The following is a 25,583-nucleotide window of genomic DNA, read 5'->3' on the forward strand; positions in this document are numbered from 1 at the left end:
CCTACGGGCTAGAACACCATAGTCCTAACGTGAACCTGTTTCAGCTCCTTCAGGTCTCTTTCGAGAAGGAGGCGCTGGGCAAGATCTCCTTTTAATTCGAGGATAATAAGTCCTGCCGGCTCGCCAAAGAAGACCTCATTAACACCAAGGCGGGTGCGGATGTTGCATCCGTATGATGTAAGAAGTTTCTGGACAGACAGAATTACATCGCGGTTTCTTTCAACAAGTAAGCCAAGGATCTCAACACTTCCTGCACCGGGTATTTTATTAAGTTTCTCCTTATCAGCTGTAAAGACCATTTCCCTGATAACTACTCCGCCAAGAGCTTCCAGTTCAGATCTGAGATTATCTGTATCGGAGGGATCGCCATTAAGATGAAGGATAATATATGCTTCACGGCTGCAGACTGAGTCGCTTACTTCGTGAAACCCGAGACGGGTTGTAATTAGAGTAGCATGACGGGATAAGATCTCCTGGGTCAGACCGGCTTCCTTGATCCTGTCGATGATTTTTATTCCTAGTACCTTAATCATAGCGCCTGAATATTATTTACACTTAATTTTTTTTACCACGGAGACACGGATTACACTGAGTCACACGGAGTCCCTTAATCCCTTATTCTTTTCTTCTCCCCCTCTCCTCTTCTCCCTTTCTCCCCTTCAAATTAAAAGTATAAGTCCCTCTCTCCCGTCTTAATCTTCTCAATCTTCTCCCTTGTAGTAGCAGCAACTGCTGGTTCAAGTTTTTCGAGATTTTTTTCAATCACCTTCCATCCTTTGTCAATTGTCTCACCCTGTGCATAATCACATATATATTCTGAAAGAGTAAGAATCGCATTTGGAGTACAGAAACGCTTAATAAATCCGGGTACAGAGAACTCCATGAAGTGCTCCCCAGTTCTGCCCATCCTGTAGCATGAAGTACAGAATGAGGGGATGTAATCATTTTCAAGGAGCTCATCAACAATTTCAGCAAGTGATCTGGCATCATTTATCTTGAATTGCTCCTTATTCAGATTCTGCTCTTCATTTTTTGTATCTGAATATGAACCAAGCTCAAGTTTTGTTCCTCCATCTATCTGTGATACACCATATTGCATTACCTCCCTGCGTGTCTCAGGAGATTCACGTGCTGTAAGGATTAATCCTGTATAAGGGACAGCCAGACGAAGAATTGCCACCAGTTTCTTAAATTCATCATCGGTGGTCTCATACTTATTATCGAGATTAAGGGTTGCAGCATCTTTGATCCTTGGAAATGAAATTGTATGAGGACCAACATTATAACATGCCTCAAGATGGTTTGTATGACGCACCAGTCCGAGTACCTCAAAGCGCCAGTCGTACAATCCGAACAGTGCACCTATGCCAACATCATCTATCCCTGCTTCCTGTGCCCTGTCGAGTGCTGTAAGCCGATATTCGTAGTCTCTTTTTTTCCCTCCCAGATGGTACCACTTATATGCTTCGGGATGGTAAGTTTCCTGAAACACCTGATATGTGCCGATACCTGATTCACCGACAGTTCTGAATCCCTCAATATCAAGAGGTGCAGCATTTATGTTAACTCTCCGGATTTCGCCATGTCCTTTTTTTACACCATATACAAGTTTAACAGTATGTGCAATATACTCCGGTGAATAATCGGGGTGTTCCCCATAAACGAGAATTAACCGTTTTTGTCCGTTATCTTCCAGTGCCTCAACCTCATGTATAATGGCATTATCGTCAAGAGTCATTCTTACTGCATCAGAATTTGAAGCCCTGAAACCGCAGTATTTGCAATTGTTTGTGCATCTGTTGCCTACATATAACGGTGCAAAAAGAACAATACGGTTGCCATAGACTTTTTCCTTGAGTGTGCGGGCACCCTGTTTTATTTCATCAACCAGGTCTGTTCCAACAGCATTAACAAGAACAGCAGTCTCCTCAAGTGTAAGTCTGTTTTTATCGAGCGATTTTGCAATAACATCTCTGACCCTCTGTTTTTCGGGTTTTGTATTATTGATCAGATTCCAGATCTCCTCCGGATCTATGAATGGTTTCATCCTCTGATCGGGGATGGATAATTTTTCAGGTGAAAACTTCATTAAATAGTTTATTAAGCCCCTCTCCCCCGCCTTGCTTCGCAGAAGCTACGCGAAGGCGAAGGGAGAGGGGTTGGGGTGAGGTATTTGATCGCAAAGTTAATCAATTAATGAGCGAATACAGATGATTCTTGTCAGTAAATGAGGTCTGAAATTTCAACTTTTGCAGAAGCAATCTTCGGTGCAGAACGAGTGTCTGACAGATTTACAGCGCCATGGATTTTTTTATGGAACAGTATCGATACTTTTGAATTCTGAAGGTGATTATTGTCATCAAAAATATTGATCAAAACCTTAGCTCTTTCGCCGTTCTCCCTGTTAATAATTACCATCCCCTTAGAATAGTCAGACCCGGATTCAACAGAGACAGCATATATTCCGGGAGAAGGTAGGATTTTACACTCTTCAGTAATAGGAACGTTCAGCAAATGCGGCAGTTCAGAACCAATCACCCGGTCAGTATTCTCAGGTTTTCCCATCACAATATAATAATGATCGAGATACGCATTAGCCCGCTGTATGTAGCCTTCACTTATAGCCTGGCGGATCCTTGTTGAGCTTACCGTTTCGTGGTAGACCTCCTGTTCAGGGATCTCTTCCGCTTCAAAATTGTATTTCTCCTGCCACGACCACAGTTGCTTATAATCGCCCTCCTTATTAAACCCGAAGTGATGATTAAAACCAACAACCACAACCTTTGCATGGAGGAGGCCATGAAGGAAGTCACGCACGAACTGCTCGCTTGTTACCCGTGAGAATTCCTTTGTAAATTCAATTATGATGACATTATTGAGTCCGGCTTTCTCAAGAAGAGCCAGTTTCTCTTCCTGTGAATTAATCAGTTTAAGTTCTTTCCCGGCAGTATCGGGATAAAGAACCTTTCTCGGATGCGGATCGAATGTGATTAGTACAGATTCTCCGTTTTGCTTTTCAGCGAGCATTTTAAGACGGTTGAGGATCGTTTTATGTCCAATGTGAACACCATCGAACGAACCGGTAGTTACAACAGGATTTTTTATAACCTTTGCATCTTCAAAGCTCCTGAAAATCTTCATGTTGCAACCTTGTCCTAAATTTTGCTCTCCTTCACAAAGTAGGCAACTTTCTCAATAGAGGTTATCATATCGTATTCTTCAAGATAGACTTCTGATGGTTCATTAAGCGGGATAGTTGTAAAATTCAGTATACCCTTTATTCCAAAACGTACTATCTCCTCAGATATCTCCCTGGCGAAATCCGGCGGAACAGTCAGAATCGCAATTCTGATATCAAGCTCCTTAATTATCTTTTCGATATCACTGTAAGAGTAACACTTGACCCCCGAAATGACCTTATTAACTTTCTGCGGATCGTTATCGAAAGATGCCACCAGGTTCAGTTTTGAACGTTTTCCCTTGAAATACCCTGCAACAGCTCTTCCAAGGTTACCAATACCTATAACTGCAACATTTACACTCTCTTCCGAATCAATTATATTTCCGATGGTATCGATAAGCTCTCTTACGTCGTATCCTTTTCTCAGGACACTTGAATAACCGATGAGCATAAGATCGCGACGTACCTGAACTGCCGTGATATGCAGCCTGGCAGCCAGATCATGAGAAAAAATAAAATTCCTTTTTTCATTCAGGCATTCCAGAAGTGTCCTTCTGTATTCACTAAGCCTTTCTACGGTTTTTCCTGGTAGTTTAATCATAAAATATCGATTTTAATTGTACTGGGGTACTTTCTCTGACTGTTTAAGATTGGTTTCTGTTTTCAGGTTATTGTAATCTGTTTCTTTGGTATTCTTATCGTGAATACGGTTCCTACATCCGGAGTACTATCAACATTAATAGTACCATGATATAACTCGACAACTTTCTTAACAATTGAAAGGCCTAATCCGCTTCCCGAAATATTTCTTGTTTTCTCATTCTTGATTCTGACAAATTCGGTAAAAAGGTTTTCAGTATCACTCTTTGTAATTCCAATACCTGTATCAGAAATGATCAGAATCACTTCACTATCAGAAGAGTCGATTGTTATTTCTGCCTTTCCTCCTACTTTATTGTATTTAACTGCGTTGGAGATAAGATTATTGAAAACAATCTCCATATCCACAGGATCGGCCATTATTATTGCTTCTGACCTTATGTCAAGGTTAATTGAAACATCCATCTGAATTGCATATGGCTGAACTGTAACGATTGCGGCGGAAGCAATTTCAGAAAGATTCACCTCCTCAACCTTCTCTTCTTTCCTTTCAAGTCTTATCTTGGTAAAATCAAGAAGATCCATTATCAGGTTTCTCATTCCCTGTATCCTTTGCAACGATCTTTCGATAGGTGTTGCATAATCATCAATCATATCTCCGGCCTGCTTGGCTTGCATCATCCTCAGGTAACCCTCAAGTGCGTTCAGGGGAGCTTTGAGTTCGTGTGACAGAACAGAGAGAAACTGATATCTGATCTTTTTCCCCTCCTGCTTCATTTTATGAGTTATCCTCTTGAGATACTGTTGCTTTGTAATGTTCTCAATACTTGATTTAAGTTCCTGGGGAGTAAAAGGTTTCGGAATGAAATCTATTGCTCCGTCGCGTGTTGCTCTTATAGCAACATCAAGAGAAGCATAGGAAGTAATCATTGCAACTACAATGTCGTAATTCCTTTTTCTGATATACTCCAGAACTTCAACACCCTGTATTCCCGGCAATTTATTATCGAGTAACAGTATATCAGGCATCTCTCTTTCAAGGATTTCTATACCGTCTTCACCGGTGGCAGCCTCTGTAACTTCAAAGGTATAATCCTCTTCCATAAAAGGATAAGTAACATGGAAGTTGTTCAAAATACGTGAAACACCGGAGCGGATACCGGGTTCATCGTCAATCACAAGCACCTTTAAAACTGCCATGTTAAAGTTTTAATAGTTTCATTACCTCCTGATCGAGCTGTTCAGGCCTGATCCCTTTTTCAAGATAGACATCCGCTCTGATCCACGATTTCTCCTGCTCCGAATCTATGCTGAACGACATTCCCGTTTCATGCGATACAGCGGTTGCAAGAATAACCGGGACATCAGGATATTTTCTCTTAATCTTATAACAAAGAATAAAACCACTGTCGTCACTCTCCATCATCAGGTCGAATATTGCAAGGTTTGGTTTAAACTTTGCAATAACCGATTCAGCCTCAGCCTGACTCTCAACTGCCATCGTCTTATACCCTGCTTTTTCAAGATTGAATACTGTCTGAAAAAGATAATCGGGATCATCGTCAGCCACCAGAATCGTAAAGTCACTCTTCTTCATCTTTCCACAAATTTCTAAAAAAACTTTAAATCAAAGAGTTAATATGATAAATATGATTTATTGTTAATTAATTAACATCTCAAAACTACTTTTTGTTCAATGATCAAAGATGCATAGAGCCTACGCCTTCCTCCTTGGCAACACAATCTTAAAACTCGTTCCCGTTGGCCCTTTATCCGGATCAGTATTTGACTCCGCACTAATCTGTCCCTTATGCATCTTTACTATACCATAAGCAGTCGCCAGTCCAAGACCAGTACCCTGCCCGATACTTTTTGTTGTGAAGAAAGGCTCGAAGATCTTAGCCCTGTCCTCCTCCTTAATTCCGGTACCCGTATCACTCAGAATAATTATTATATCGCTGAGAGTATCCTCAAGTTTAATATTTATTAAACCGCCATCGGGCATAGCCTCGAATGCATTTTTGATAAGGTTGGTCAGCACCTGCATCATTTGCTCGGTGTCGAGCATGGCATCGGGACTGGTCATGTTATCTGTTATCGAAATCTTAACTTTTGCAGGGATTATAAGACTCTCCAGACTATGATCAATCAGCTCCTTTATATTGACCTGCTGATGATTAACCTGATTCTTTCTTGCAAAGTTAAGGAGTCCTGCTACTATTTTCTTGCAGCGTGCAGCCTGATCAACAATAAGTTTAAGATCTTCCCGCACCGGATCTCCCGCTTCTGACTCTTCAAGAAGGATATTGCTGTACATTATTACAACTCCAAGCGGATTATTCAGTTCATGTGCTATACCGGCAGATAGCTGTCCCATATGAGCAAGCTTCTCTGACTGTTTAAGAGCCTGCTTCATTGACGAGAGCTTCTCATTTGAAAGCGCAAGATCCTTGACTGATTTATGAAGCTTTTCAATAGTATATGGAAGGCACATCTCAACTTCTGCGAGACCTTTTTTAATAGCAATTGCATGTTCCACGCAACTTTCGTAACCGCATGCACCACAATCGAGCTGGTCTTTCCTTGTGAATTTTCCCATTTTCTGCAGAACATCAATTACATCATTTTCAGCAAGTTGTTCTACTCTGGGTTCTTCAGCCTTATGACGAATAGAAAGATCGAGATCTGCATACTCATCAAATGATTTCTGCCAGCTCTCATTATCGATATTTTGCATCTTGCTATTAGCATATGAACTCACCAGCGAACGTCTGTTATATTGTTTGCCGTTTTTTGATAATCCCGGGCCCATGATACACCCTTCACAGCAAAGCAGTTCCATGTGCTGGTTCTTAATTAGTCCGGCCTCAAACTCTTTAAGTGCACCCTGAAAATCGATCCTTCCCTCTGCTGCAATTATATTTCCGGTAATAGCATTATCGCTTATTTTGGCGGTCTGTAATAATCCTCTTGCAACAGGAAAAATAGCTCCCCGTCCTCCGACAGGCTGATCAAACTCTGCAGGCTGACAGGTATCAGGAGTAATATTCCTGTCTGCCAGCATATCTCTCAGCTCAGTAAAAGTTATAGCTTCATCAATCTCGGTGCTTTCGGCTTTTTTAGCAATGCACGGACCGATGAAGACTATTTTGGTATCGCTCCCATACTTTTTTCTGATAACCCTGCTAATTGCCACCATCGGTGACACAACCGGGGCAAGGTTATCTACCAGTGCAGGATGGTAGAATTTAACATAAGTAACAATCGAAGGACAATCGGAGGAAATATAAAAATTCTTACTCTCGTTCACCAGCTTCCTGTACCTGTCAGCTACAAGATCCGCCCCGAAAGAGACCTCTGCAACGTACTCAAATCCAAGTCCTTTTATCATTCCGTTCAAAACCCTGTGATCGGGGATATCAGAAAACTCTGCAGGAAAACTTGGAGCAATAATTGCAGCAACTTTGGCATCACCCTCAAGAAGTTTTACTACCCTGTCGATCGTGTTCAGAAACACTTTGGCTCCCTGACTGCAGACCTTTGTACAGTTACCACAGGCAATACAACGTTCGTCGATTACCTCAGCCTGTCCACCAACTATACGTATAGCCTTTGCAGGGCATTCCCTGACGCAGGTATAGCATGTACGGCAAAGTTCCTTTATAGTATAAACCAACATATCAGTTTAGTTTGCTGATCATAATAACACGTTTCTCTTCTCGAAATGGGTGTAAAATATTTTTTTGTCAGAGATATCACTATTCTCTTTTAACAGCTTATCGTACAAATTGATACATGCAGGTGACTTACATGGCAGATTAATTGCTTCTGTCTCGTCAGACTGATAGACCAGTTTCGCACGGCTTTTTATCTCATCCTTTGACGGACTGAAAGGCAGGCCGGCTCCGTGAACACAACCTCCCGGACAAGTCATTACCTCTACCAGATCATACTTTTTACCTGCAGCAATATTGGTCCTGAGTTTTTCTAACCCCGTTAATCCGTCTACAACTGCAACTGAGATAACCTCATCACCTACTGATATTGTTGATTCCCTGAAGTTTCCCCCTGATCTCATTTTCTTAAAGACAAGTTTATCAGGCTCTTTCTTCATTTTACGATAATGGTATAGCCTGATTACACCTTCAGCCATACCTCCTGAAACCTCAGCCATTATTGCAGCAGAACTCCTTCCTGCAAGAGGCTCATCAGCAGGTTCGCGTTCAATATTTGAAGTATCAATTCCGTAAAGTCTGATCAGACGTGCCAGTTCCCTCACTGTGAGCACAGAATCAACATCGCTGATGCCCTTTCTCATCATACCATCGCGTCTTGCTTCAAATTTCATAGCCATGCAGGGAGTTGCTGATACTGAAAAGATCTCCGCTGGTTTCACTCCTAACTGGTTCGCAACAAGAGTCTTGATCAATGCACCGGTAATCTGTTGCGGTGATTTAACAGTTGAGAGCTGAGGCAAGAGAGATGGTAAAAACTGTTCAGCATATTTTACCCAGGCCGGACAAGCAGAAATATATAATGGCTTTTCAGACTTAATTTCAATTTTTTCGGTTAGCTGGTCTGTAATTTCGGTTATGCAGATGTCAGTACCAGTGCCCGTCTTATATACTTTATCAAACCCGATCTTCCGTAATACGGCATTCAGAAGCTTATCAAAATCTTTGGTATACCTCATCCCAAGCTCCTCAGCTATTCCGTAAACAACCATTGAGGAGTATTGAATAACCTTTACTATTTCAGGTTTATTCAGATATTCCTGTACTTCTGTTATATTATGTTTTTCATGTAGTGCTCCCGTTGGGCAAACCAGCACACACTGACCACAATGCACACAGCTTGAGAAGTTAAAGGCTTTGTCGAGAGCTGCCCCCACATGTGTCTCGCGTCCCTTATTTATAAAATCCAATGAAGTGCAGGTAATTACCTCTTCACAGACTCTTACGCACCTGCCGCATAAAATACATTTTGACAATTCTCTTACAATGGCAGGGCTCGACTGGTCGAGACGGGGCTTTATCTTACGTGCACGCATTCGCCGTTCGCGTATATTAAGCTCTTCGGAAAGGCGCTGCAGTTCACAATTAAGGTTCCTGTCGCAGTAGAGGCAATCGTCGGGATGGTTTGAAAGGAGTAATTCAACAATAGTTTTTCTTGCCTGAATAACACGGGGAGAGTGAGTCTTTATCTTCATCCATTCCTCAACAGGCTGAGAACAGGCAGTTACAAGTCTTTCACGGCCTTCAACCTCCACAACACACATTCTGCAGGCACCTGTCGGAGTAAAATCCTTCATCCGGCAAAGGGTAGGAATAATAATACCATTTCGGTTAAGAGCTGAAAGGATTGTTTCTCCTTTCTCAGCCTTGATTTTCTTATTATTTACCTGTATAGTAAAAAGCATATCAGCTATTTAACAGTTATTGCACTGAACTTACATATGTCAAAACAGATCCCGCAGCCAATACATTTATCCTCAACAATAAAGAAGGGCTGAAGGCGCGTGCCATAAATTGCATTCACCGGGCATTTTGAGGCGCAGGCAGTGCATCCGGTACATTTTTCAACATCTATTGAAAACGATCTCAGTCCACGGCATATATTGGCCCGGCATTTCCTGTCGAAGATATGTTCCTCAAATTCATCCCTGAAGTTTTTAAGGGCGCTCATGAACGGATTTGGAGCTGTCTGTCCCAGACCGCACAGCGATGTATCCTTCATCACCGATGCAATAGTCTCGAGCTGCATAACACCTTTAAAACGTTCAAGAGTAGTTCCTGACTCCTCGTTTAGAGGTTTCCTGATCACACTCTCAAGGATCTCAAGCATCCTGCCCGTTCCTTCACGGCACGGGATGCACTTTCCGCAACTCTCGTTACGGATAAATTCCATGTAATATCTGACAAGGTCGACCATGCAGGTATTCTCATCTATAATGACAAAACCGCCGGCGCCCATGCCGATACCATTCTCTCTCAGCTCATCAAAATCAATTGTAAGATCGAGGTGTTCACTTGTTATGAATGAGCCAGATGCACCTCCCAGCTGTATGGCCTTGAAATCTTTTCCTTCCCTGATACCATCAGCTATATCCTCGAGGATGGTTCTTATGCTGGTTCCCATCTCAACTTCCACAACGCCTGACATCCGGCCTTTTCCTGCTACGGCAAACACCTTTGTTCCCGGACTGTTTTCCGTACCCAGGGAACGGAACCATTCCGGACCATTCTGCATGATTAGCGGCACATTCATTAATGTTTCCACATTATTTATCACTGTCGGTTTGCCAAATAAACCTGCAGTAGTCGGATAGGGAGGTTTAAGCTGAGGCATGCCTCTTTTCCCTTCAAGGGTATTTATAAGGGCTGTCTCTTCACCGCAGACGAATGCACCTGGTTCCTTTTTTATAACAATGTCGAGATTATATCCGCTTGAAAAAATATCATGCCCGAATAGTCCAAATTCCCTGGCACTGTCTATTGCCCTCTGCAGTCTGTTACGGGCGTGGTCAGAGCCAGAACGAATGAAGATTATTGCATTTGAAGCACCAATAGCATAAGCGCCTATTGCTATTCCTTCGAGAAGTCTGTGAGGGTCACTTTCCAGTATTGTCCTGTCTGTAAATGCACCGGGATCGCTCTCCTTTGCATTGCAGATAAGATACCGGGCATTCGCATTTGTGTTAAGGGCATGTTTCCATTTAAGTCCGGTCAGATATCCCCCTCCGCTTCTTCCCCTCAGACCGCTTTTTTCAATTATATCACAAACCTCATCATATGTGTAGTGTCGTATTGCTTTAACATAAGAGCGGTACCCTCCCCGGGCAATGTATTCTTCAATACTCTCCGGATCATAACAGCCGCAATTACCGAGAACCACCCTTTTCTGATTAGAGAAAAAAGGATGTTCATCCATAAACGGAATCCCCGGCCACAGTTCAAAACCCTTTGTACCTGTCTGGCCCGCCAGATCATCTTCATTTATATCATTATGAAAAACGCCGTTAAGAAGAGGTTCAACCTTTTCCTCAGTTATATTTCTGAAGAAGAGTTTATTTTTTCCGGGAATATGAACACAGACAAGAGGCTCAAAATTTGCAGGTCCGGTGCAACCCACACTAATCAATTTAGCTTCCAGCGCATTTTCACTTATATAATTCTCAATTGCGGAGTAAGTCCGGGCAGATCCGGCTATCAGGCTGCTGGTGCCTGAAGAGAGATAAACAACAGGCTGGGCAGGCTTTTCACGGCGCACCTGACCTAGCACTTTTTCGGTGTCGGATGATAAAGTATCTGATTCGAACAGCAGAACTTTCTCAATAAGGAATGACTTCAGATCTTCCATTCTTTCATCCAGGTATATTAGTCGTTATCAATAACGTATTTCAGTTTCTTAATAAGTTCCGGCAACTGTTCAGCTTTTACGTGAGAGTGAAATTCGCCATTAACTGTAATTACCGGACCATTATTGCACCCGCCCATGCATGACACTATCTCGTAGCTGAAGTTCCCATCACGGGTGGTTTGTCCCGGATTTATTCCGGTTTCTTCCTTGATCCTGTTAATAATTGACTGTGAGCCGTTAAGGAAGCAGGAAGTACCATGACAAATCTTTATCTGAATTTTACCGGCAGGAATGAACCGGAACTTATCATAAAAAGTGGCCAGACCGTAGATCTTAGTAGTACTTAATCCCAGGAAAGTCCCTGTTTTCACTATTGCCTCTTCAGAAAGAAACCCCTGGTCTTCCTGAATTTCCTGAAGAAGAGGAATAAGATCTTCCCGTTTTCCCTGCTTGTATTTTTTTATTATTGTATCAAGATCTGTACTCATCGGGATATAATAAAGTAAAGAATTATCTATACAAATATAGTTGATTTTATTGTTAGCAAATAAACATTGTTATTTTATTAACAATAAAACATGTATTGTATTAATGAACAGTTATTGCATATATAATACTGAATGTCTGATAGTTACCGAACAATCTTAATATTTTAAAAAAATACTGTTCGTTTTCAAAGCAAAAAAATATCACAAAATATTGAGTCAATCATGTGAAACTAAGCATAAAGTAGGTCAATATTGATTGAAAAATATTTGTACTTTTGATGTTGTTGTTTATTTATGAACAGATAGAAAATGGCTCAGAGAATTGAAATGCAAATTTGTCTTGGCAGTTCCTGTTTTTCAAGAGGTAACAAGGATGTTGTTATGTTTATAAAGGAATATCTGAGAAAAAATCATCTCGACGACCGGGTAATTTTCAAGGGAGCACGCTGTATGGGACACTGCAGCAACGGGCCAAACCTCATAATTAACGGGGTCATTACCGAAGGTGTTACTCTTTCAAAAATTGAGAGTATCCTGGAGAAAGAATTTGCACGATTCATTTAAACACCAAAGAAGCTGATATGTCAGACAGAAAACCTGTACTCTATATAGATGATGAAAAATGCAGAAACTCATATTCCTGCGTTCGTGTTTGTCCGGTCAATGCCATTGAGGTAAAACCTCAGAAGGCGCATCCCTTTATTCTGCCGGACAGGTGCATTGGTTGCGGGCTATGCTATGTTTCCTGTACTCCTCATGCAATTGCTTATCGGAACTCAAATGAAGATGTAAAAGCTCTACTTTCCTCTGAAAGAAAGACGGCTGCCCTTATAGAACCAAGTATTGCATCTGAATTTGATGACATAACCGATTACCGGAAGTTTGTGGCTATGATCCGATCGCTGGGCTTCGATTATGTTCATGAGGTCTCATTCGGGGTTGATCTTATAGCTGCAGCCTATGCAAAACTCTTTGCAAAAGCAGAAGGAAAATACTTCATCAGTGCGAACTGTCCATCCATTGTGAAGATGATAGAAAAGTTCCATCCTGAACTTATTCCGAATCTGGCGCCTCTTGTATCGCCGATGATAGCAACTGCTATGGTAGTAAAAGATCTGTATGGACCTGAAGTGGCTACCGTTCAGATAGGTCCATGTATAGATGCAAAGGATGAAGCACATTTATATCAGTCAGGCAAACTTGTTGACGGGGTACTAACCTTTGCTGAGTTAAGAGAGCTTTTTGATGAGTTCAAAATACAGGAGAGACTGGTAAAGATGTCTGATTTCGATCCTCCGCATGGAAACTGGGGTGCCCTCTACCCTCTCCCTGCAGGAATAATCCAGGCTGGCGGAATAAAACGCGATATGGTTTCGAGCAGTGTAATTACAGCTTCAGGTAAAGAAGATATTCTCGAAGCAATAAATGATTTCGACAAGTACATTGATACAATACAACACCATTTCAACCTCTTTTTCTGTCACGGCTGTCTGCTTGGACCGGGGATGCAACACCATAATGAGCGTTTCAGGAGGAGATCTCTCGTAAGGCATTATGCCGAAAAGCGAGTCGGTGTGCTTGATAAGGAGCTCTGGAAAAAGAATATTGAAAAATGGTCGAAGCTCGACTTCACAAGGACTTTTACTCCTGACGACCAGAGAATACCGGAGCCGCCTGAAGATGCCATACTGGAAGTTCTTAAAATTGTTGGAAAAGATAATCCGGATGAAGAAATCAATTGTGGCGCATGTGGTTACCTATCGTGCCGGGAATTTGCTTCCACTGTTGCAAAAGGTCTCGCCATTCCTGAAATGTGCCATACATATAATCTCCGGAACAAGCAGGAGTATATTGAGACTCTGAGACAGACTAACAGGAAACTTGCCGACACAAAAAAAGCGCTCAAAGACTCTGAAGAGCTTGCCAGAAGGGAAAAAGAGATCGCGCAGAGTGCTTCCGACATGATGAATAATATGCTTGAAAAGCTTCCAACGGGTGTAGTTATTGTGGATAATTATCTTAAGATCCTTCACTCAAACCAGAGCTTCATAAATATTATCGGGGAAGATGCTAAGGCGATATCCGATGTGATACCAGGACTGGCAGGGGCAGATATCAAGACCCTTATCCCCTTTAATGTGTACAATATGTTCACTTTTGTTATTAAGGAGGATGAGCCTGTAGTTAGCAAGGATGTTCATTTCGAGGATAAGATGCTGAATATCTCGATTTTCCCGATTAAGAAAAACAAGATGTGCGGGGCTATTATCCGTGACCTTTATTCTCCTGAGGTTCAGGGAGAAGAGGTTACCAACAGGGTAAGCGAAGTAATAGAGAAAAACCTTGAAATGGTACAAAAAATAGGATTCCTCCTTGGAGAAGGTGCTTCCGAAACAGAACAGATGCTCAACTCAATAATTGAGTCGTATAAGTCAAAAAAAGGCGGTTTGAAAACCAATCTCAAACAATAAAAAGTGAACCGGAACTTCTTTATAGAGGTAAACAGCCAACAGAGAAATCATGACGGCGAGAGGATATGCGGAGACGTTTTCCTTTACCGCTTCATTAAAGAGGAAGACAGGGTTATTGCCGTACTGTCTGATGGAATGGGCCATGGCGTAAAAGCGAATATACTGGCTACGCTTACTTCCACAATGGCGATAAATTTTACCCGCGAACATAAGGAGGTCGACAGAATTGCGGAGATAATAATGAATACTCTGCCTGTCTGCAGTGAAAGGAAGATAAGCTACTCCACTTTCACAATAGTCGATATTGAAAGCAGCGGGAAAACAAATATCCTTGAATACGACAATCCTTCAACAATAATTCTCAGGGGTAAAGAGATATTTGATCCATCGTGGAAAAAAGTTGTGCTCGATAAAGGAAAACATGTGGGGAAAGTGCTGAAAACTTGTTCTTTTATGCCAGAAAAAGAGGACCGTATCATCTTCTGCTCTGATGGTGTATCACAGAGCGGTATGGGAAGTGATGCATATCCTTTTGGATGGGAAAGGGAGAACATTGCAACTTATGCTGCTGCACTTGTGAATAGTGAGGCTTCTATCTCTGCTGTTATGCTGGCTGGGAAAATTGTAACAATGGCCCATAAGAATGACAGTTATAAGGCCCGCGACGATATCAGTTGTGCAACAATATATTTTCGGGAACCGCGTAAACTGCTTGTATGCACCGGTCCCCCATACGAAAAAGAGAAAGATAAAGAACTGGCTGCCAAAGTTGTTGGATATAAAGGTAAGGTTATCCTTTGCGGAGGAACCACAGCCGATATAGTCGCCCGACAGCTAAACAGGAAGATAGTTGATGAACTGATCTTTGAAGACCCGGAACTTCCGCCGGAGAGTTTTCTTGAAGGCATAGATCTGGTCACCGAAGGTATCCTTACACTTCAGAAAGTGAATGAGATACTGAAAACATATAATAACAGCGTAAAACTGGGTAAGGGTCCTGCTGATAAAATTGTCAGACTGTTAATGGAAAGTGATGAGATTCACTTTGTTATCGGTACAAGAATTAATATAGCCCATCAGGATCCCAACCTGCCTGTTGATCTTGAGATAAGGAGAACAGTTGTTAAGAGGATTGCCCGGCTTCTTGAAGAGAAGTGGCTTAAGAAGGTGACGTTTGAGTATATTTGAAAAAGTCGGAAGTCGGAAGACCGGAGACCGGAGTAAAGCTGACTGCAAGACTGCAAGACATTTTCCAGATAGCAGCCGTATCTATTCTCCATCATTCAGATATTCCAGTGTCTTAGTAAAAAGGAAAGGCTGAATATCTGGATGGGTGTTTTTTTCAGGCAGTTTAGTGTCAAAGATCACCTCACCTATTTCTGAGATTTCGGGAAGCGGACCAAGTTCAGTTACTTCAGCGAAATATAGTCTGCCCCAGCCTGTAATACCATCTTTTTTTACTGAATATGTGGCAATACACTCCATAGTGAACTGAACAGCTCCGGTCTCCTCCATCAATTCCCTGCACGCAGCTTCATGAGAGCTTTCGCCTGGTTCAATATGGCCTCCGGCAATCTCAAATGTTGTCCGTTTATTATGGCGCACAAAGATCCATTTTTTTTCATATCTGGCTGAGATAACGGAATAAGTCAATTTAGTAGCAGGCTCATATACAGCATCATAGAATTTTACCTCTGACATAACTTCTAGTCATTAAACAGATGCTAATGTAAGCATAATCATGATATGTAATTATTACGTAATTTTACAGACTAATTCATCTCCTATGTTTTTGCTGTTATTGATGATTTTTGCTGAAATACTTATGCCTGTTGTTCTCCGACAACACTTTTTCAGCAATTCAAGAAACAGGTACTATATTCTGCTTGTAATACATGTCATTCTGAGTATATGGCTCTGGATTCTCTTTTTTGCAGTAGCAGGTTATGAAAGCTTTTTTGACAATCCACAGCAGGTATGGATGTTAATGAGCCTTACAGGAATGACAGCCGCTGTTGTCGTACCAAGGACAATAATTATTCTTTGCCATTTTGCAGGAGTATTCATAAAAAGGTATAGTGGGGATCACTTAAGATGGCTGACAAATACCGGATTAATAACTGCAGCTGTGATATTCACAATAATTGCTACAGGCACTCTGCATGGAAGGTTTAATTTTAAAACAGAAGAGGTTACCATTAAGATTAAGGGGCTAAACTCTGATCTTGACGGGCTAAGGATTGTGCAGCTATCGGATATGCACCTTGCCGGATTCCATCATCACAGGGAAGTACTTGAAAAAGTTATAAATAATGTCAATGCACTAAGACCTGATCTGATCTTAAATACCGGTGATTTTGTGACTTTCGGCTGGAGGGAATTTGGCAGGTTCGATACAATTCTTTCCGGGGCAAAAAGCAAATATGGTAATTTTGCGATAGCGGGTAATCACGATTTCGGAACTTACCATCCTTATTACACTGAAGCTGACAGAGATAATAATGTATCAGTTCTGAACAATCTTATCAAAGCTTCGGGGTATACAGTTCTTAATGACGAAAATGCAGAAGTAAGAATCGGAAATGCGAGGCTGGCACTAATCGGAATAACGACAAAAGGACGTCATCCAAATATCATTCATGGTGATCTGGACAAAGCAATTGCCGGGACAGACAGTGCAGACCTTAAAATACTACTTAGTCACGATCCAAATCACTGGGAAGAAAAAGTCACAGGAAAGACAGATATCGATATTACCCTTTCGGGACACACGCATGGTATGCAGATGGGTATTATTACAAAAAGATTCAAGTGGAGTCCTTCAAAATATTTCTATCCTAACTGGAACGGTCTTTACGTCAACGGGCTTCAGGTTCAATATGTAAACCGCGGGCTTGGGGTGCTTTCAATTCCCTTCAGGATCTGTATGCCACCTGAAATAACTGTTATTACTCTAACAAGGGAATAACTCCCTTAAGTCATCTGAAAATGAAACGGGCAGCAATTAATTGCCGCCCGTTGTAGTTACTCTCCCAGAATTTAACTAACCTTCTAACCATGAATGTTTTGGATGAAAATAACCTAACCTGATATTTTACTAACCATTTTAAGAGAGAATAACATAAATCTTATTTCAGTTTTATAATATATAGACAATAAACAGATAAAGGATATTCCATTGAAGGTGAATTTTAGGATATTTTTAACTTATTACTAAATTGCATCTTACTATCCAGTAAAGTCAAAAAATGAAAAACAGATCCTTCACCCTGATTCTTTTAATTGCTTTATTAAGCACAATATCATGCAATAACGAAGCAGATACATGGATTAGAGTAAATCAGCTCGGCTACAGGCCAGGTGATATAAAGGTCGGGGTTTTTATCAGCACAAAGCTACAGAATATCAAAGACTTCAGGGTAATTAATGCCAGTAGCGGAGAAGTAGTAATGACAATAAACAATCCTGTTAAAGCAGAACCACTCGATCAGTTTATCAGCTGCTACCGGTTAAATTTTTCCGGATTAAAACAGAACGGAACATATAAGATCCTTGCAGGGAAGAGCTACTCACCTGAATTCAAAATAGCAGAAAATGTGTACGATGGTACTGCTGACTATCTTCTTAACTATATGAGACAACAGAGATGCGGATTTAATCCGTATCTGAATGACTCCTGCCACACCAATGACGGGTATATAGTGTACGGAAAACATGATGACTCTGCACATATTGATGTAACAGGAGGCTGGCACGATGCTGCAGACTACCTTCAGTATGTTGCCACATCTGCCAATGCAACATACCAGATGTTGTTCTCGTATTCTGAAAATCCTTCTTCCTTTGGAGATAAATACCTGGCCAACGGGTTACCGGGAGCAGACGGAATACCCGATATTCTTAATGAGAGCAGATGGGGATTGGACTGGCTGCTGAAAATGAATCCCTCTCCTGGAGTAATGTTCAATCAGATTGCTGATGACAGGGACCATATAGGATTCAGGTTCCCAAATGATGACACGGCAAAGTATGGCAAAGGACTTGAGAGACCGGTATACTTTTGTACAGGAGAACCACAGGGATTGCTTAAATATAAAAACAGGGCTACGGGCATTGCATCAACAGCCGGAAAGTTTGCATCATCATTTGCCAGAGGCGCCATGGTGTATAAAGAAACTGATCCTGATTTTTCTGAATTACTCACTTCTAAAGCTATAGATGCTTTCAATCATGGATTAAAGAATCCGGGTGTATGCCAGACAGCTCCGGGATCAGCTCCCTATTTTTACGAAGAGGATAATTGGACTGACGACATGGAACTTGCGGCAGCTGAACTATATAATCTGACACGGGAACAAAAATATTTTGACTACGCAGTTGAATTTGGCAGACAGGAACCTGTTACACCCTGGATAGGAAGAGATACAGCCCTGCACTATCAGTGGTACCCTTTTGTTAATATGGGACATCCGGAAATTGCACGCATTCAAAAGAATACCGGGCAAGATGAGTTTGCCGGGTATATGAGAAGAGGTCTTGAGATGACAGAACTTAAAGCAAAGAAGAATCCTTTTCTTATAGGAGTGCCGTTCATCTGGTGTTCAAATAATCTAGTTTCATCAATTCTGACCCAGTTTCATCTTTATGCTGAAATTTCAGGGGATACTTCTTTTGCTGAACTTGAAGCAGCACATCGCGACTGGCTCTTCGGATGTAATCCATGGGGGACAAGCATGGTAGTCGGCCTTCCTGAAAATGGCGATTATCCTGTTGATTCTCATTCTTCATTTGTCATCAGGGGAAAACAGGTAAATGGCGGATTAGTAGACGGGCCGGTATACTCATCCATTTTCAGGGCTCACAGCAAGTATGTTGCCTTAAAAAAAGAAGATCAATACGCGAAATTCCAGACCACGATGGCCAACTATCACGATGATGCAGGTGATTATACGAGTAATGAATGCACAATGGATGGAACTGCCTGTCTGGTTTATTACCTTTCAGCATTAGGCTCCTCATCGGGAAATTAACGTTCAAATTATCATTATCATTGTCGTTAAATCAGAATAAAGGATGCAAACTGCTGAAAGAACAGGCACAATAAAAGATATTGATTTCAAGGTTGTTTATTCACGGCGAAGGACACTTGGGATTAGTGTTCATCCCGATTCCACAGTGATTGTCAGGGTACCTTACCGCACATCAGACAAAACTATAGTCAGAATAGTCGAAGAGAAGGCGGAATGGATAATAAAACACCGCGACAATTACAGAAAACAGAATAATAATATCTCGGGCCGCTCCTATTGCAACGGTGATATTCATCTTTACAGAGGAAGAGAGGCAATTTTATCGGTTATAAATTCCACGAAGCCATTTGCTGTGTTTACTGATGGCAAAATAGAAATTGGTGTTGCCAGACCTGAAGATCAGAAAGCTGTAAGGAGAGTCCTCTATTCAGGATACAAGCGTGAAGCGACGGAACTATTTCCCGTGCTTCTTGGTAATATGCTTTCAAAACATGAAGATCAGAATTTCAAGCCAGCCGGTCTGATAATCCGTTCAATGAAAAGGCGTTGGGGAAGCTGTTCTTTTAAAGGAGTGATTACACTCAGTACTGAATTAATCAAACTTCCGGATTTGTATATTGAATATGTCATAGTTCATGAATTATGCCACCTTAAGCATCATAATCATGGCGCAAAATACTACGAATTATTGTCAGAGCTTTTCCCGGAATGGAAATCTGTCAGAAAGGAATTAAGAAAACATATCAGATGAAAATCCATTAACCACAAAGGACACTAAGTTTTCACGAAGTACACAAAGGCTCTTAAATTAACCAATTATTCTTATGCGATGTTGGTATAAACAGCCTGAACATCGTCATCATCCTCAAGTCTGTCGATGAGCTTTTCAATATCAACGAGCTGCTCCTCGGTAAATTCAACCTGATTTAGAGCAAAACGCTTCAGCGAGGCATTTCTGATCTCAATACCCATATCTTCAATTGCCTGTGACAAAGACCCAAAGTTTGTATAGTCACCATAAACATAAACTGTATCATCGACCATTTCAACCTCTTCAAGTCCCGATTCAATAAGTTCGAACTCAATCTCATCAACTGTCTTGCCGGCAGGAAGCTCAAATTCGAAGACTGCTTTCCTGTTAAACATAAACTCGAGTGATCCAGTTGGGACAATGCCACCACCTGATTTATTGAAATATGCTTTTACATTGGCAACGGTTCGTGTGTTGTTGTCTGTGGCACATTCAACAAAAACGAGGACACCATGAGGTCCCTTTCCTTCATAACAAATTTCAGAAAAACTCTCAGAATCTTTGCCAGCAGCCCTTTTAATTGCTGCCTCAATATTATCCTTTGGCATATTCTGAGATTTTGCATTCAGAATAGCAGTCCTGAGTTTAGCATTCAGATCCGGATCCGCTCCGCCTTCTTTGGCAGCGATAGTAATGTTCTTACCAAGCTTCGGAAACAACTTAGACATCTTATCCCATCTTTTCTCCTTGGATGCCTTGCGGTATTCATATGCTCTTCCCATTTTATTATCTTAAAGTCTTACTAAATAGAATTTATTGAAGGGGCAAAAATAATAACTAGAACCAATCCTTCTGCAGAAATTACTAAATTTTTCAGATTTCATATTCCTGACCTTTGGCAGGTATCTCAATATTCTTAAATCCTGCATTAATCAGTGAAGCAACATATTTTTTCTGAGTTTCATATTCACCATGAACTATAAACATCTTTTCTACAGCACTTTTATCCTGACAGCCAAGGAAGTCAATCATCTCCCTGTAATCAGCGTGCCCGCTAAAAGATTCGATCTTTTTCACATCAGCCTTAACCTCGTGAATTATACCATGAATTGAGACCTCTTTATCACCTCTTACGATTCTTGCACCCAGAGTAGTTGGAGCGCAATAACCAACCACCAGGATAGTGTTTTTCGGATTGGAGATATTGTTTGCCAGATGGTGTTTTACTCTTCCTGCCTCCATCATTCCTGATGCAGAGATTATTACACAAGGTTTCTTATGATCATTAAGTCTTTTTGAATCTTCAACTTTTGAGATATAGTACAGATTAGCAAATCCGAAAGGATCTTCATCTTTCTCAAGAACTTTCAGAAAATCATTGTTATAACACTCAGGGTGCATCCTGAAAACAGTTGTGGCATTAACAGCGAGAGGGCTATCAACAAACATGTCAATCTTAGGAAGACGACCGCTGTTAAAAAAGTTATTAAGAGCATATACGATCTCCTGTGTACGGCCTACACTGAAAGCGGGAATAATCAGCTTACCACCTTTATTTACACATGTTTCCATAACAATATTCAGGAGCTCTTCTTCTGCAGCCTTTGAATCGTGATGAAGTCTGTCACCATAGGTAGATTCAGTTATTATTATGTCGGCCTGAGGAAATGGTTGCGGAGGAGCAAGAATAGGATCCACCGGTCTGCCTATATCGCCGGTGTAGGCGATCCTTTTTATCTGTCCGTTATCAATTATCTGAAGATTAGCTACACCGCTGCCAAGCATATGACCGGTATTGGTGAACTTAACTTTTATATTTTCGTCAATCCTGAATTTCATGTCATTGGGGACACCAATAAAAAGACTCATACATGCTGATGCGTCTTCTTTTGTATATAGAGGAGTAACAAGCGGAAGACCTTTTTTTGCCCTTCTTTTGTTAAATGTCATTGTATCATGCTCCTGAATAAAGGCTGAATCAGCAAGCATTATTGCACACAAGTCTCTGGTAGCATTCGAACATACAATTGATCCCCGGAAACCAAGTTTATACATATAAGGGATAAGTCCGGCATGGTCGATATGAGCATGAGTGAGAATTAAATGATCTATCAGGGAGGGATCGAACATAAGATCGCGGTTCATACCGTCTGTCTCGAGTCCCTTCCCCTGAAACATACCGCAATCGAGTAAGATCCTCTTGCCTAAATTAGTAGTAATTAAATGTTTACTTCCCGTTACCTCCCTTGCTGCTCCAATGAATTTTATTTTCATTTTATATTATATTATTTTTATAAAGATACTCATATTATGAGGGATTGAAGAAGTTAAAAAGTTGATGAGGCGATAATTATTAGCTTTAAATTCTGATACCTATCATTGTTATATCATCAACCTGATCAGCAGATCCTTTCCAGTTTTCAAGCTCTTTTTCAATAATTGCCTTTTGTTCTGACATTGGTCTGTAATAGTTTTCTGCCAATAACTTCTTAAGGTTGGCGCTTTTATATTTTACCCCGTCAGGTCCGCCAAACTGATCAGCATAACCATCTGAAAATATATAAATCGCATCACCTTTTTTGAGATTTATCTCATAGTTGGTAAATGCTTTCTTCTCCCCGTAGTAAATACCTATCGGCATCCTGTCGGCTTTATATTCCTTGAATTCACCACCCTGGAAAATGAAAAGCGGATTATATGCTCCGGAGTACTGCAATACTTTTTTGCTCTTGTTTATAATGCAGAATGAGATATCCATTCCATCTGCAGCTTCACCTTCTTTTCCTGTTTGATGAAGTGAAGTTTTTATCTTTTCACGAAGAAGTCCAAGCACTGTATTAGCCTGAAGATCAGAATTATTAGTAATAATCTCATTAAGTGTGGAGATTCCCAGTGTACTCATGAAAGCCCCGGGGACACCATGGCCCGTACAATCGGCCACCGTGAAAAAAATTTGTTTTTCGGTCTCTCCGATCCAATAGAAATCGCCGCTGACAATATCCCTTGGCTTAAAAATTATGAAGTGATCAGAGAAAAAAGATTTGAAATGCTCTTCCTCAGGAAGCATTGCCATTTGAATTCTGCTTGCGTATTCAATACTTGAGGTTATCTCCTCTTTCTGTGCTTCAATTTCAGCTGTACGCTCCTTTACTTTCTGTTCAAGTATTTTATTTGCTTTCTGCAGCTGTCCCTCCCTGAACCTGACAATCAGAAAAAGAATAAGCAAAACAAATGAAGCTGTCAGAATAAAGAATAGCGGTGTCTTTGTGAAAGGTGCCTTAATCGTAAATTTGATCGTTTTTATATCCCCGATGTTTCCCCAGATATCCTTCGCCCTGACCTGTAGGGTATAGTCCCCAGCTATTGGGATAGCAAGATTATAACTGGTTCGGACAGACCAGTTTGACCAGCCATTCATCAGCTTATTTACAGTATATTGATATTGTGTGGTATTCTGTTTAAGGTAGCCGGGAGCTACGATATCGAAATATATGACATTATCACCACGGTTAAATACAATTTCTGACAGACTGAATGTAGTACCGTTTGCATTATAGATACTTTTAACAAGAATATTGCTTTCGGGGTTGACTTTCAAAGGTTTATCCATATCAATCCTGAATAAACGATTTTCTCCGTCCACAACCCAGAGAATCTTATTCTCTGTATTTATTGAAACAACGTCACTGAATAGTTTAAGAAGTGACATTTCCTTCTCAATGAAAGAATCAGTAGTATTAAGATACAGCCAGTTATATCCATGTTTAACCCATGGTTTATTGGAAAGCGGATAAGCAAATTTTGTCTTTGATGTTAAAGGACTGATATCAGCATCTCTTTCTACAAATGCTGCAGATTGCTTCTGATAATAGTAAACTCCCGACTCGGTATACAGAAAGACGGAATCATTTACTGCATCAACCAGATATCTTTGCGGAAAATCGCTCTTTATGCTGACCGAGGTATACTTCACACTTCCGCCAGCACCTTGTAAATCCGTCAGGAGAGCTGCATTATCTACTCCCAGCCATAAATCACCAGCTGATGTAATTGCCAGAGAATAAACAGGATCAGAAAAAGCGGGATCCGGGGATTCGCTGATCCATTTTCCTCCGGAATACCTTACAGAAAAATAGCCATCACCTGAAGCTATATAATACCTGTCCTTAACAGGCTGCCACGATATGAAATTTACATACCGATCCTGTGCGATTGTTTCAGCTTTATGATTATTTATTACAAGAAGTCCTTTGTTTGTTGCGGCAAGTATCCCATAATCAGTTGCCACCAATTGTCTGCATTTCTCATTAAAGCCGTCAACCCTTTTGTAGATATAGTTAATTGATTTGAGCTTATTTACAGTCTTTTTAGTAAATGTTTCTGCCGGTTTTTTAGCAGCTGCACTTACGGAAGCTGACGGGGATGCAGCCTCACTGCTTTTTTCTTTTGTGATTTTCTTTCCGAATATCCTGGTGAAGATACTCTTCCTGGTACCCTGCTGCTCCTGAGTGGCTGACTGATTAACTGTCTGTGCAACTGCAGAAGCTGCATCATTTTTAACCAGAACCTGAACCTCTGCATAGTTCCTTACAGCGGTCAGGTAATAAACACCCTCACTGGTTCCAACAAATAACTCTCCTTTGAACCAGAGGGATGTTGTAAGATTGCCGGTCAGTCCGGGATAAATACTAAAATTTCCTACCGGGAGTTTCAGTTCAGCTCTGGATAGGCCATACTGGTGAGAAAGCCATAATCCTCCGCTTCTATCCTGCCCAATTGCATATATCTCATCATCAGGAAGTTTATTCTGGTTGTTAATTGTGAACCTGACTTCACCACTTTTTTTATCTATAACCAGAGCTCCGCCATCAAGTGTAGAGAAGGCATAAAGACTGTCTCCCATCATAATTCCCTCAGAGAGAATATTGTCACGGAGATAACCTTCATCTTTAACCTGGTAATCGTAATATTTTATACCGTCAAAAAGCTGCAGTTTTCCATTGCTTAGTCCAACTAAAACCCTGTTCTGATCATATGGAAGCGAGAAGAGAATATCAATATTCTCAGTCACATATCCTGTTACTATAGGGAAAAGTGTATCACTTTCAAGTCTGAATAAACCTGAGTTTAGCCTGTTTATAAAAGTATTCTTCGGGGTAACGAACATACCGGTAAATGGACTGTCATCAGGTGATTTCAGTCGCAGCTCCAGTTTATTATCATTCAGATTGTGCCGGCTAACAGACTGTTCGCCGTAAAACCAGACTACAGAATCATTAAATATAATCCTGGTGATAACACCTATTCCTGCTTCATCACCTGATACTGATATGTACTTGTATAAGCCAGCCTGATCCTTCTCTATATATCCGTAGTTGTTTTCTCCACCGACAAAGATCTTACCGTCTTTGGGATTTGCCCTCATTGTATAAGGGATTACCGGAATCCTGACCGAAGTCCAATCCTGTCCGTCGAATGCTGAAATGCCTTTTCTGTTTGCAAAAAGCATAACGTTATACTCATCCTGACAAATAGCCCAGTTCTGATTTTCAATATCCCTGCTCTCATAGAAGTGTGTCAGCAAAGGAGCGCCTTGCTGGGCTTTAAGTAAAGAAACAACCAATAAAAATGAAACCAGTAAAATAAACTTCCTCATGGCCATTTTTTTATATTCTTCGTATAATATTATAATAACAACCCAAC

20 protein-coding genes are annotated in these 25,583 nt (G+C 41.0%); 6 read left to right on the top strand and 14 right to left on the bottom strand.

Annotated elements, in window-relative coordinates; all coding sequences use genetic code 11:
• Positions 1 to 8: 8 nt before the first annotated feature.
• The 10 genes from IPJ16_02880 to nuoE form a co-directional block, all read right to left on the bottom strand.
• A complete protein-coding gene (locus tag IPJ16_02880; GenBank protein ID MBK7626137.1) occupies positions 9 to 533 on the bottom strand; it encodes a hypothetical protein in 525 nt (174 codons plus the stop codon).
• Between the two features lie 131 nt (positions 534 to 664).
• Positions 665 to 2,089 carry a [FeFe] hydrogenase H-cluster radical SAM maturase HydG gene (gene hydG / locus IPJ16_02885; protein MBK7626138.1) on the bottom strand — a complete coding sequence of 475 codons (1,425 nt, stop codon included), beginning with the start codon at positions 2,087 to 2,089 and terminating at the stop codon, positions 665 to 667.
• A gap of 131 nt (positions 2,090 to 2,220) precedes the next feature.
• On the bottom strand, positions 2,221 to 3,141 hold the full coding sequence (locus IPJ16_02890) for an adenylyltransferase/cytidyltransferase family protein (GenBank protein ID MBK7626139.1): 921 nt from the start codon (positions 3,139 to 3,141) through the stop codon (positions 2,221 to 2,223).
• Between the two features lie 14 nt (positions 3,142 to 3,155).
• Positions 3,156 to 3,782, bottom strand: a complete 627-nt coding sequence (locus tag IPJ16_02895; protein ID MBK7626140.1) for a redox-sensing transcriptional repressor Rex — start codon at positions 3,780 to 3,782, stop codon at positions 3,156 to 3,158.
• A 62-nt stretch (positions 3,783 to 3,844) separates the two neighbouring features.
• Positions 3,845 to 4,981 (bottom strand): response regulator, encoded by a 1,137-nt coding sequence (locus tag IPJ16_02900; GenBank protein ID MBK7626141.1) that lies wholly within the window; start codon positions 4,979 to 4,981, stop codon positions 3,845 to 3,847.
• Between the two features lies 1 nt (position 4,982).
• Positions 4,983 to 5,378 carry a response regulator gene (locus IPJ16_02905; protein ID MBK7626142.1) on the bottom strand — a complete coding sequence of 132 codons (396 nt, stop codon included), beginning with the start codon at positions 5,376 to 5,378 and terminating at the stop codon, positions 4,983 to 4,985.
• Between the two features lie 120 nt (positions 5,379 to 5,498).
• Positions 5,499 to 7,460, bottom strand: coding sequence for a 4Fe-4S dicluster domain-containing protein (locus IPJ16_02910; protein MBK7626143.1), 1,962 nt, complete (start codon positions 7,458 to 7,460; stop codon positions 5,499 to 5,501).
• 18 nt (positions 7,461 to 7,478) lie between these two features.
• Complete coding sequence (locus tag IPJ16_02915; GenBank protein MBK7626144.1) at positions 7,479 to 9,200, bottom strand: (2Fe-2S)-binding protein; 1,722 nt, start codon at positions 9,198 to 9,200, stop codon at positions 7,479 to 7,481.
• A 5-nt stretch (positions 9,201 to 9,205) separates the two neighbouring features.
• Positions 9,206 to 11,140 carry a 4Fe-4S binding protein gene (locus IPJ16_02920; GenBank protein ID MBK7626145.1) on the bottom strand — a complete coding sequence of 645 codons (1,935 nt, stop codon included), beginning with the start codon at positions 11,138 to 11,140 and terminating at the stop codon, positions 9,206 to 9,208.
• 17 nt (positions 11,141 to 11,157) lie between these two features.
• On the bottom strand, positions 11,158 to 11,628 hold the full coding sequence (gene nuoE, locus IPJ16_02925) for an NADH-quinone oxidoreductase subunit NuoE (protein ID MBK7626146.1): 471 nt from the start codon (positions 11,626 to 11,628) through the stop codon (positions 11,158 to 11,160).
• Between the two features lie 309 nt (positions 11,629 to 11,937).
• Here nuoE and IPJ16_02930 point away from each other — a divergent pair, with 309 nt between their 5' ends.
• From IPJ16_02930 to IPJ16_02940, 3 genes are read left to right on the top strand one after another with little or no spacing between them, the layout of a single operon-like run.
• On the top strand, positions 11,938 to 12,192 hold the full coding sequence (locus IPJ16_02930) for a (2Fe-2S) ferredoxin domain-containing protein (protein MBK7626147.1): 255 nt from the start codon (positions 11,938 to 11,940) through the stop codon (positions 12,190 to 12,192).
• A gap of 17 nt (positions 12,193 to 12,209) precedes the next feature.
• Positions 12,210 to 14,099 (top strand): 4Fe-4S dicluster domain-containing protein, encoded by a 1,890-nt coding sequence (locus IPJ16_02935; GenBank protein ID MBK7626148.1) that lies wholly within the window; start codon positions 12,210 to 12,212, stop codon positions 14,097 to 14,099.
• Between the two features lie 3 nt (positions 14,100 to 14,102).
• Positions 14,103 to 15,287, top strand: a complete 1,185-nt coding sequence (locus IPJ16_02940) for a SpoIIE family protein phosphatase (GenBank protein MBK7626149.1) — start codon at positions 14,103 to 14,105, stop codon at positions 15,285 to 15,287.
• Between the two features lie 81 nt (positions 15,288 to 15,368).
• Here IPJ16_02940 and IPJ16_02945 read toward each other — a convergent pair whose 3' ends face one another.
• A complete protein-coding gene (locus IPJ16_02945; GenBank protein ID MBK7626150.1) occupies positions 15,369 to 15,800 on the bottom strand; it encodes an NUDIX domain-containing protein in 432 nt (143 codons plus the stop codon).
• Between the two features lie 85 nt (positions 15,801 to 15,885).
• Between IPJ16_02945 and IPJ16_02950 the strand changes: the two genes are divergently transcribed.
• From IPJ16_02950 to IPJ16_02960, 3 genes are all read left to right on the top strand, one after another.
• Positions 15,886 to 17,067, top strand: coding sequence for a metallophosphoesterase (locus tag IPJ16_02950; protein ID MBK7626151.1), 1,182 nt, complete (start codon positions 15,886 to 15,888; stop codon positions 17,065 to 17,067).
• Between the two features lie 280 nt (positions 17,068 to 17,347).
• Entirely contained in the window at positions 17,348 to 19,129 is a 1,782-nt protein-coding gene (locus IPJ16_02955; GenBank protein MBK7626152.1) for a glycoside hydrolase family 9 protein, read from the top strand.
• A gap of 43 nt (positions 19,130 to 19,172) precedes the next feature.
• Complete coding sequence (locus tag IPJ16_02960; GenBank protein MBK7626153.1) at positions 19,173 to 19,880, top strand: M48 family metallopeptidase; 708 nt, start codon at positions 19,173 to 19,175, stop codon at positions 19,878 to 19,880.
• 71 nt (positions 19,881 to 19,951) lie between these two features.
• On the opposite strand, the gene IPJ16_02965 is transcribed toward IPJ16_02960, so the two are convergent.
• From IPJ16_02965 to IPJ16_02975, 3 genes are all read right to left on the bottom strand, one after another.
• Positions 19,952 to 20,662: a YebC/PmpR family DNA-binding transcriptional regulator gene (locus tag IPJ16_02965; protein ID MBK7626154.1), complete on the bottom strand. Its 711-nt coding sequence runs from the start codon at positions 20,660 to 20,662 to the stop codon at positions 19,952 to 19,954.
• A 91-nt stretch (positions 20,663 to 20,753) separates the two neighbouring features.
• A complete protein-coding gene (locus IPJ16_02970) occupies positions 20,754 to 22,154 on the bottom strand; it encodes an MBL fold metallo-hydrolase (GenBank protein MBK7626155.1) in 1,401 nt (466 codons plus the stop codon).
• 85 nt (positions 22,155 to 22,239) lie between these two features.
• On the bottom strand, positions 22,240 to 25,536 hold the full coding sequence (locus tag IPJ16_02975) for a SpoIIE family protein phosphatase (GenBank protein MBK7626156.1): 3,297 nt from the start codon (positions 25,534 to 25,536) through the stop codon (positions 22,240 to 22,242).
• Positions 25,537 to 25,583 lie beyond the last annotated feature (47 nt).

The organism is Bacteroidales bacterium, from assembly GCA_016709865.1.
Lineage (GTDB): Bacteria > Bacteroidota > Bacteroidia > Bacteroidales > VadinHA17 > LD21.

What these genes read in the sequence shown, in the direction of transcription:
- IPJ16_02880 (MBK7626137.1), bottom strand. Translation starts at nt 533, where the DNA reads ATGATTAAGGTACTAGGAATAAAAATCATCGACAGGATCAAGGAAGCC.
- hydG (MBK7626138.1), bottom strand. Translation starts at nt 2,089, where the DNA reads ATGAAGTTTTCACCTGAAAAATTATCCATCCCCGATCAGAGGATGAAA.
- IPJ16_02890 (MBK7626139.1), bottom strand. Translation starts at nt 3,141, where the DNA reads ATGAAGATTTTCAGGAGCTTTGAAGATGCAAAGGTTATAAAAAATCCT.
- IPJ16_02895 (MBK7626140.1), bottom strand. Translation starts at nt 3,782, where the DNA reads ATGATTAAACTACCAGGAAAAACCGTAGAAAGGCTTAGTGAATACAGA.
- IPJ16_02900 (MBK7626141.1), bottom strand. Translation starts at nt 4,981, where the DNA reads ATGGCAGTTTTAAAGGTGCTTGTGATTGACGATGAACCCGGTATCCGC.
- IPJ16_02905 (MBK7626142.1), bottom strand. Translation starts at nt 5,378, where the DNA reads ATGAAGAAGAGTGACTTTACGATTCTGGTGGCTGACGATGATCCCGAT.
- IPJ16_02910 (MBK7626143.1), bottom strand. Translation starts at nt 7,460, where the DNA reads ATGTTGGTTTATACTATAAAGGAACTTTGCCGTACATGCTATACCTGC.
- IPJ16_02915 (MBK7626144.1), bottom strand. Translation starts at nt 9,200, where the DNA reads ATGCTTTTTACTATACAGGTAAATAATAAGAAAATCAAGGCTGAGAAA.
- IPJ16_02920 (MBK7626145.1), bottom strand. Translation starts at nt 11,140, where the DNA reads ATGGAAGATCTGAAGTCATTCCTTATTGAGAAAGTTCTGCTGTTCGAA.
- nuoE (MBK7626146.1), bottom strand. Translation starts at nt 11,628, where the DNA reads ATGAGTACAGATCTTGATACAATAATAAAAAAATACAAGCAGGGAAAA.
- IPJ16_02930 (MBK7626147.1), top strand. Translation starts at nt 11,938, where the DNA reads ATGGCTCAGAGAATTGAAATGCAAATTTGTCTTGGCAGTTCCTGTTTT.
- IPJ16_02935 (MBK7626148.1), top strand. Translation starts at nt 12,210, where the DNA reads ATGTCAGACAGAAAACCTGTACTCTATATAGATGATGAAAAATGCAGA.
- IPJ16_02945 (MBK7626150.1), bottom strand. Translation starts at nt 15,800, where the DNA reads ATGTCAGAGGTAAAATTCTATGATGCTGTATATGAGCCTGCTACTAAA.
- IPJ16_02950 (MBK7626151.1), top strand. Translation starts at nt 15,886, where the DNA reads ATGTTTTTGCTGTTATTGATGATTTTTGCTGAAATACTTATGCCTGTT.
- IPJ16_02955 (MBK7626152.1), top strand. Translation starts at nt 17,348, where the DNA reads ATGAAAAACAGATCCTTCACCCTGATTCTTTTAATTGCTTTATTAAGC.
- IPJ16_02960 (MBK7626153.1), top strand. Translation starts at nt 19,173, where the DNA reads ATGCAAACTGCTGAAAGAACAGGCACAATAAAAGATATTGATTTCAAG.
- IPJ16_02965 (MBK7626154.1), bottom strand. Translation starts at nt 20,662, where the DNA reads ATGGGAAGAGCATATGAATACCGCAAGGCATCCAAGGAGAAAAGATGG.
- IPJ16_02970 (MBK7626155.1), bottom strand. Translation starts at nt 22,154, where the DNA reads ATGAAAATAAAATTCATTGGAGCAGCAAGGGAGGTAACGGGAAGTAAA.
- IPJ16_02975 (MBK7626156.1), bottom strand. Translation starts at nt 25,536, where the DNA reads ATGAGGAAGTTTATTTTACTGGTTTCATTTTTATTGGTTGTTTCTTTA.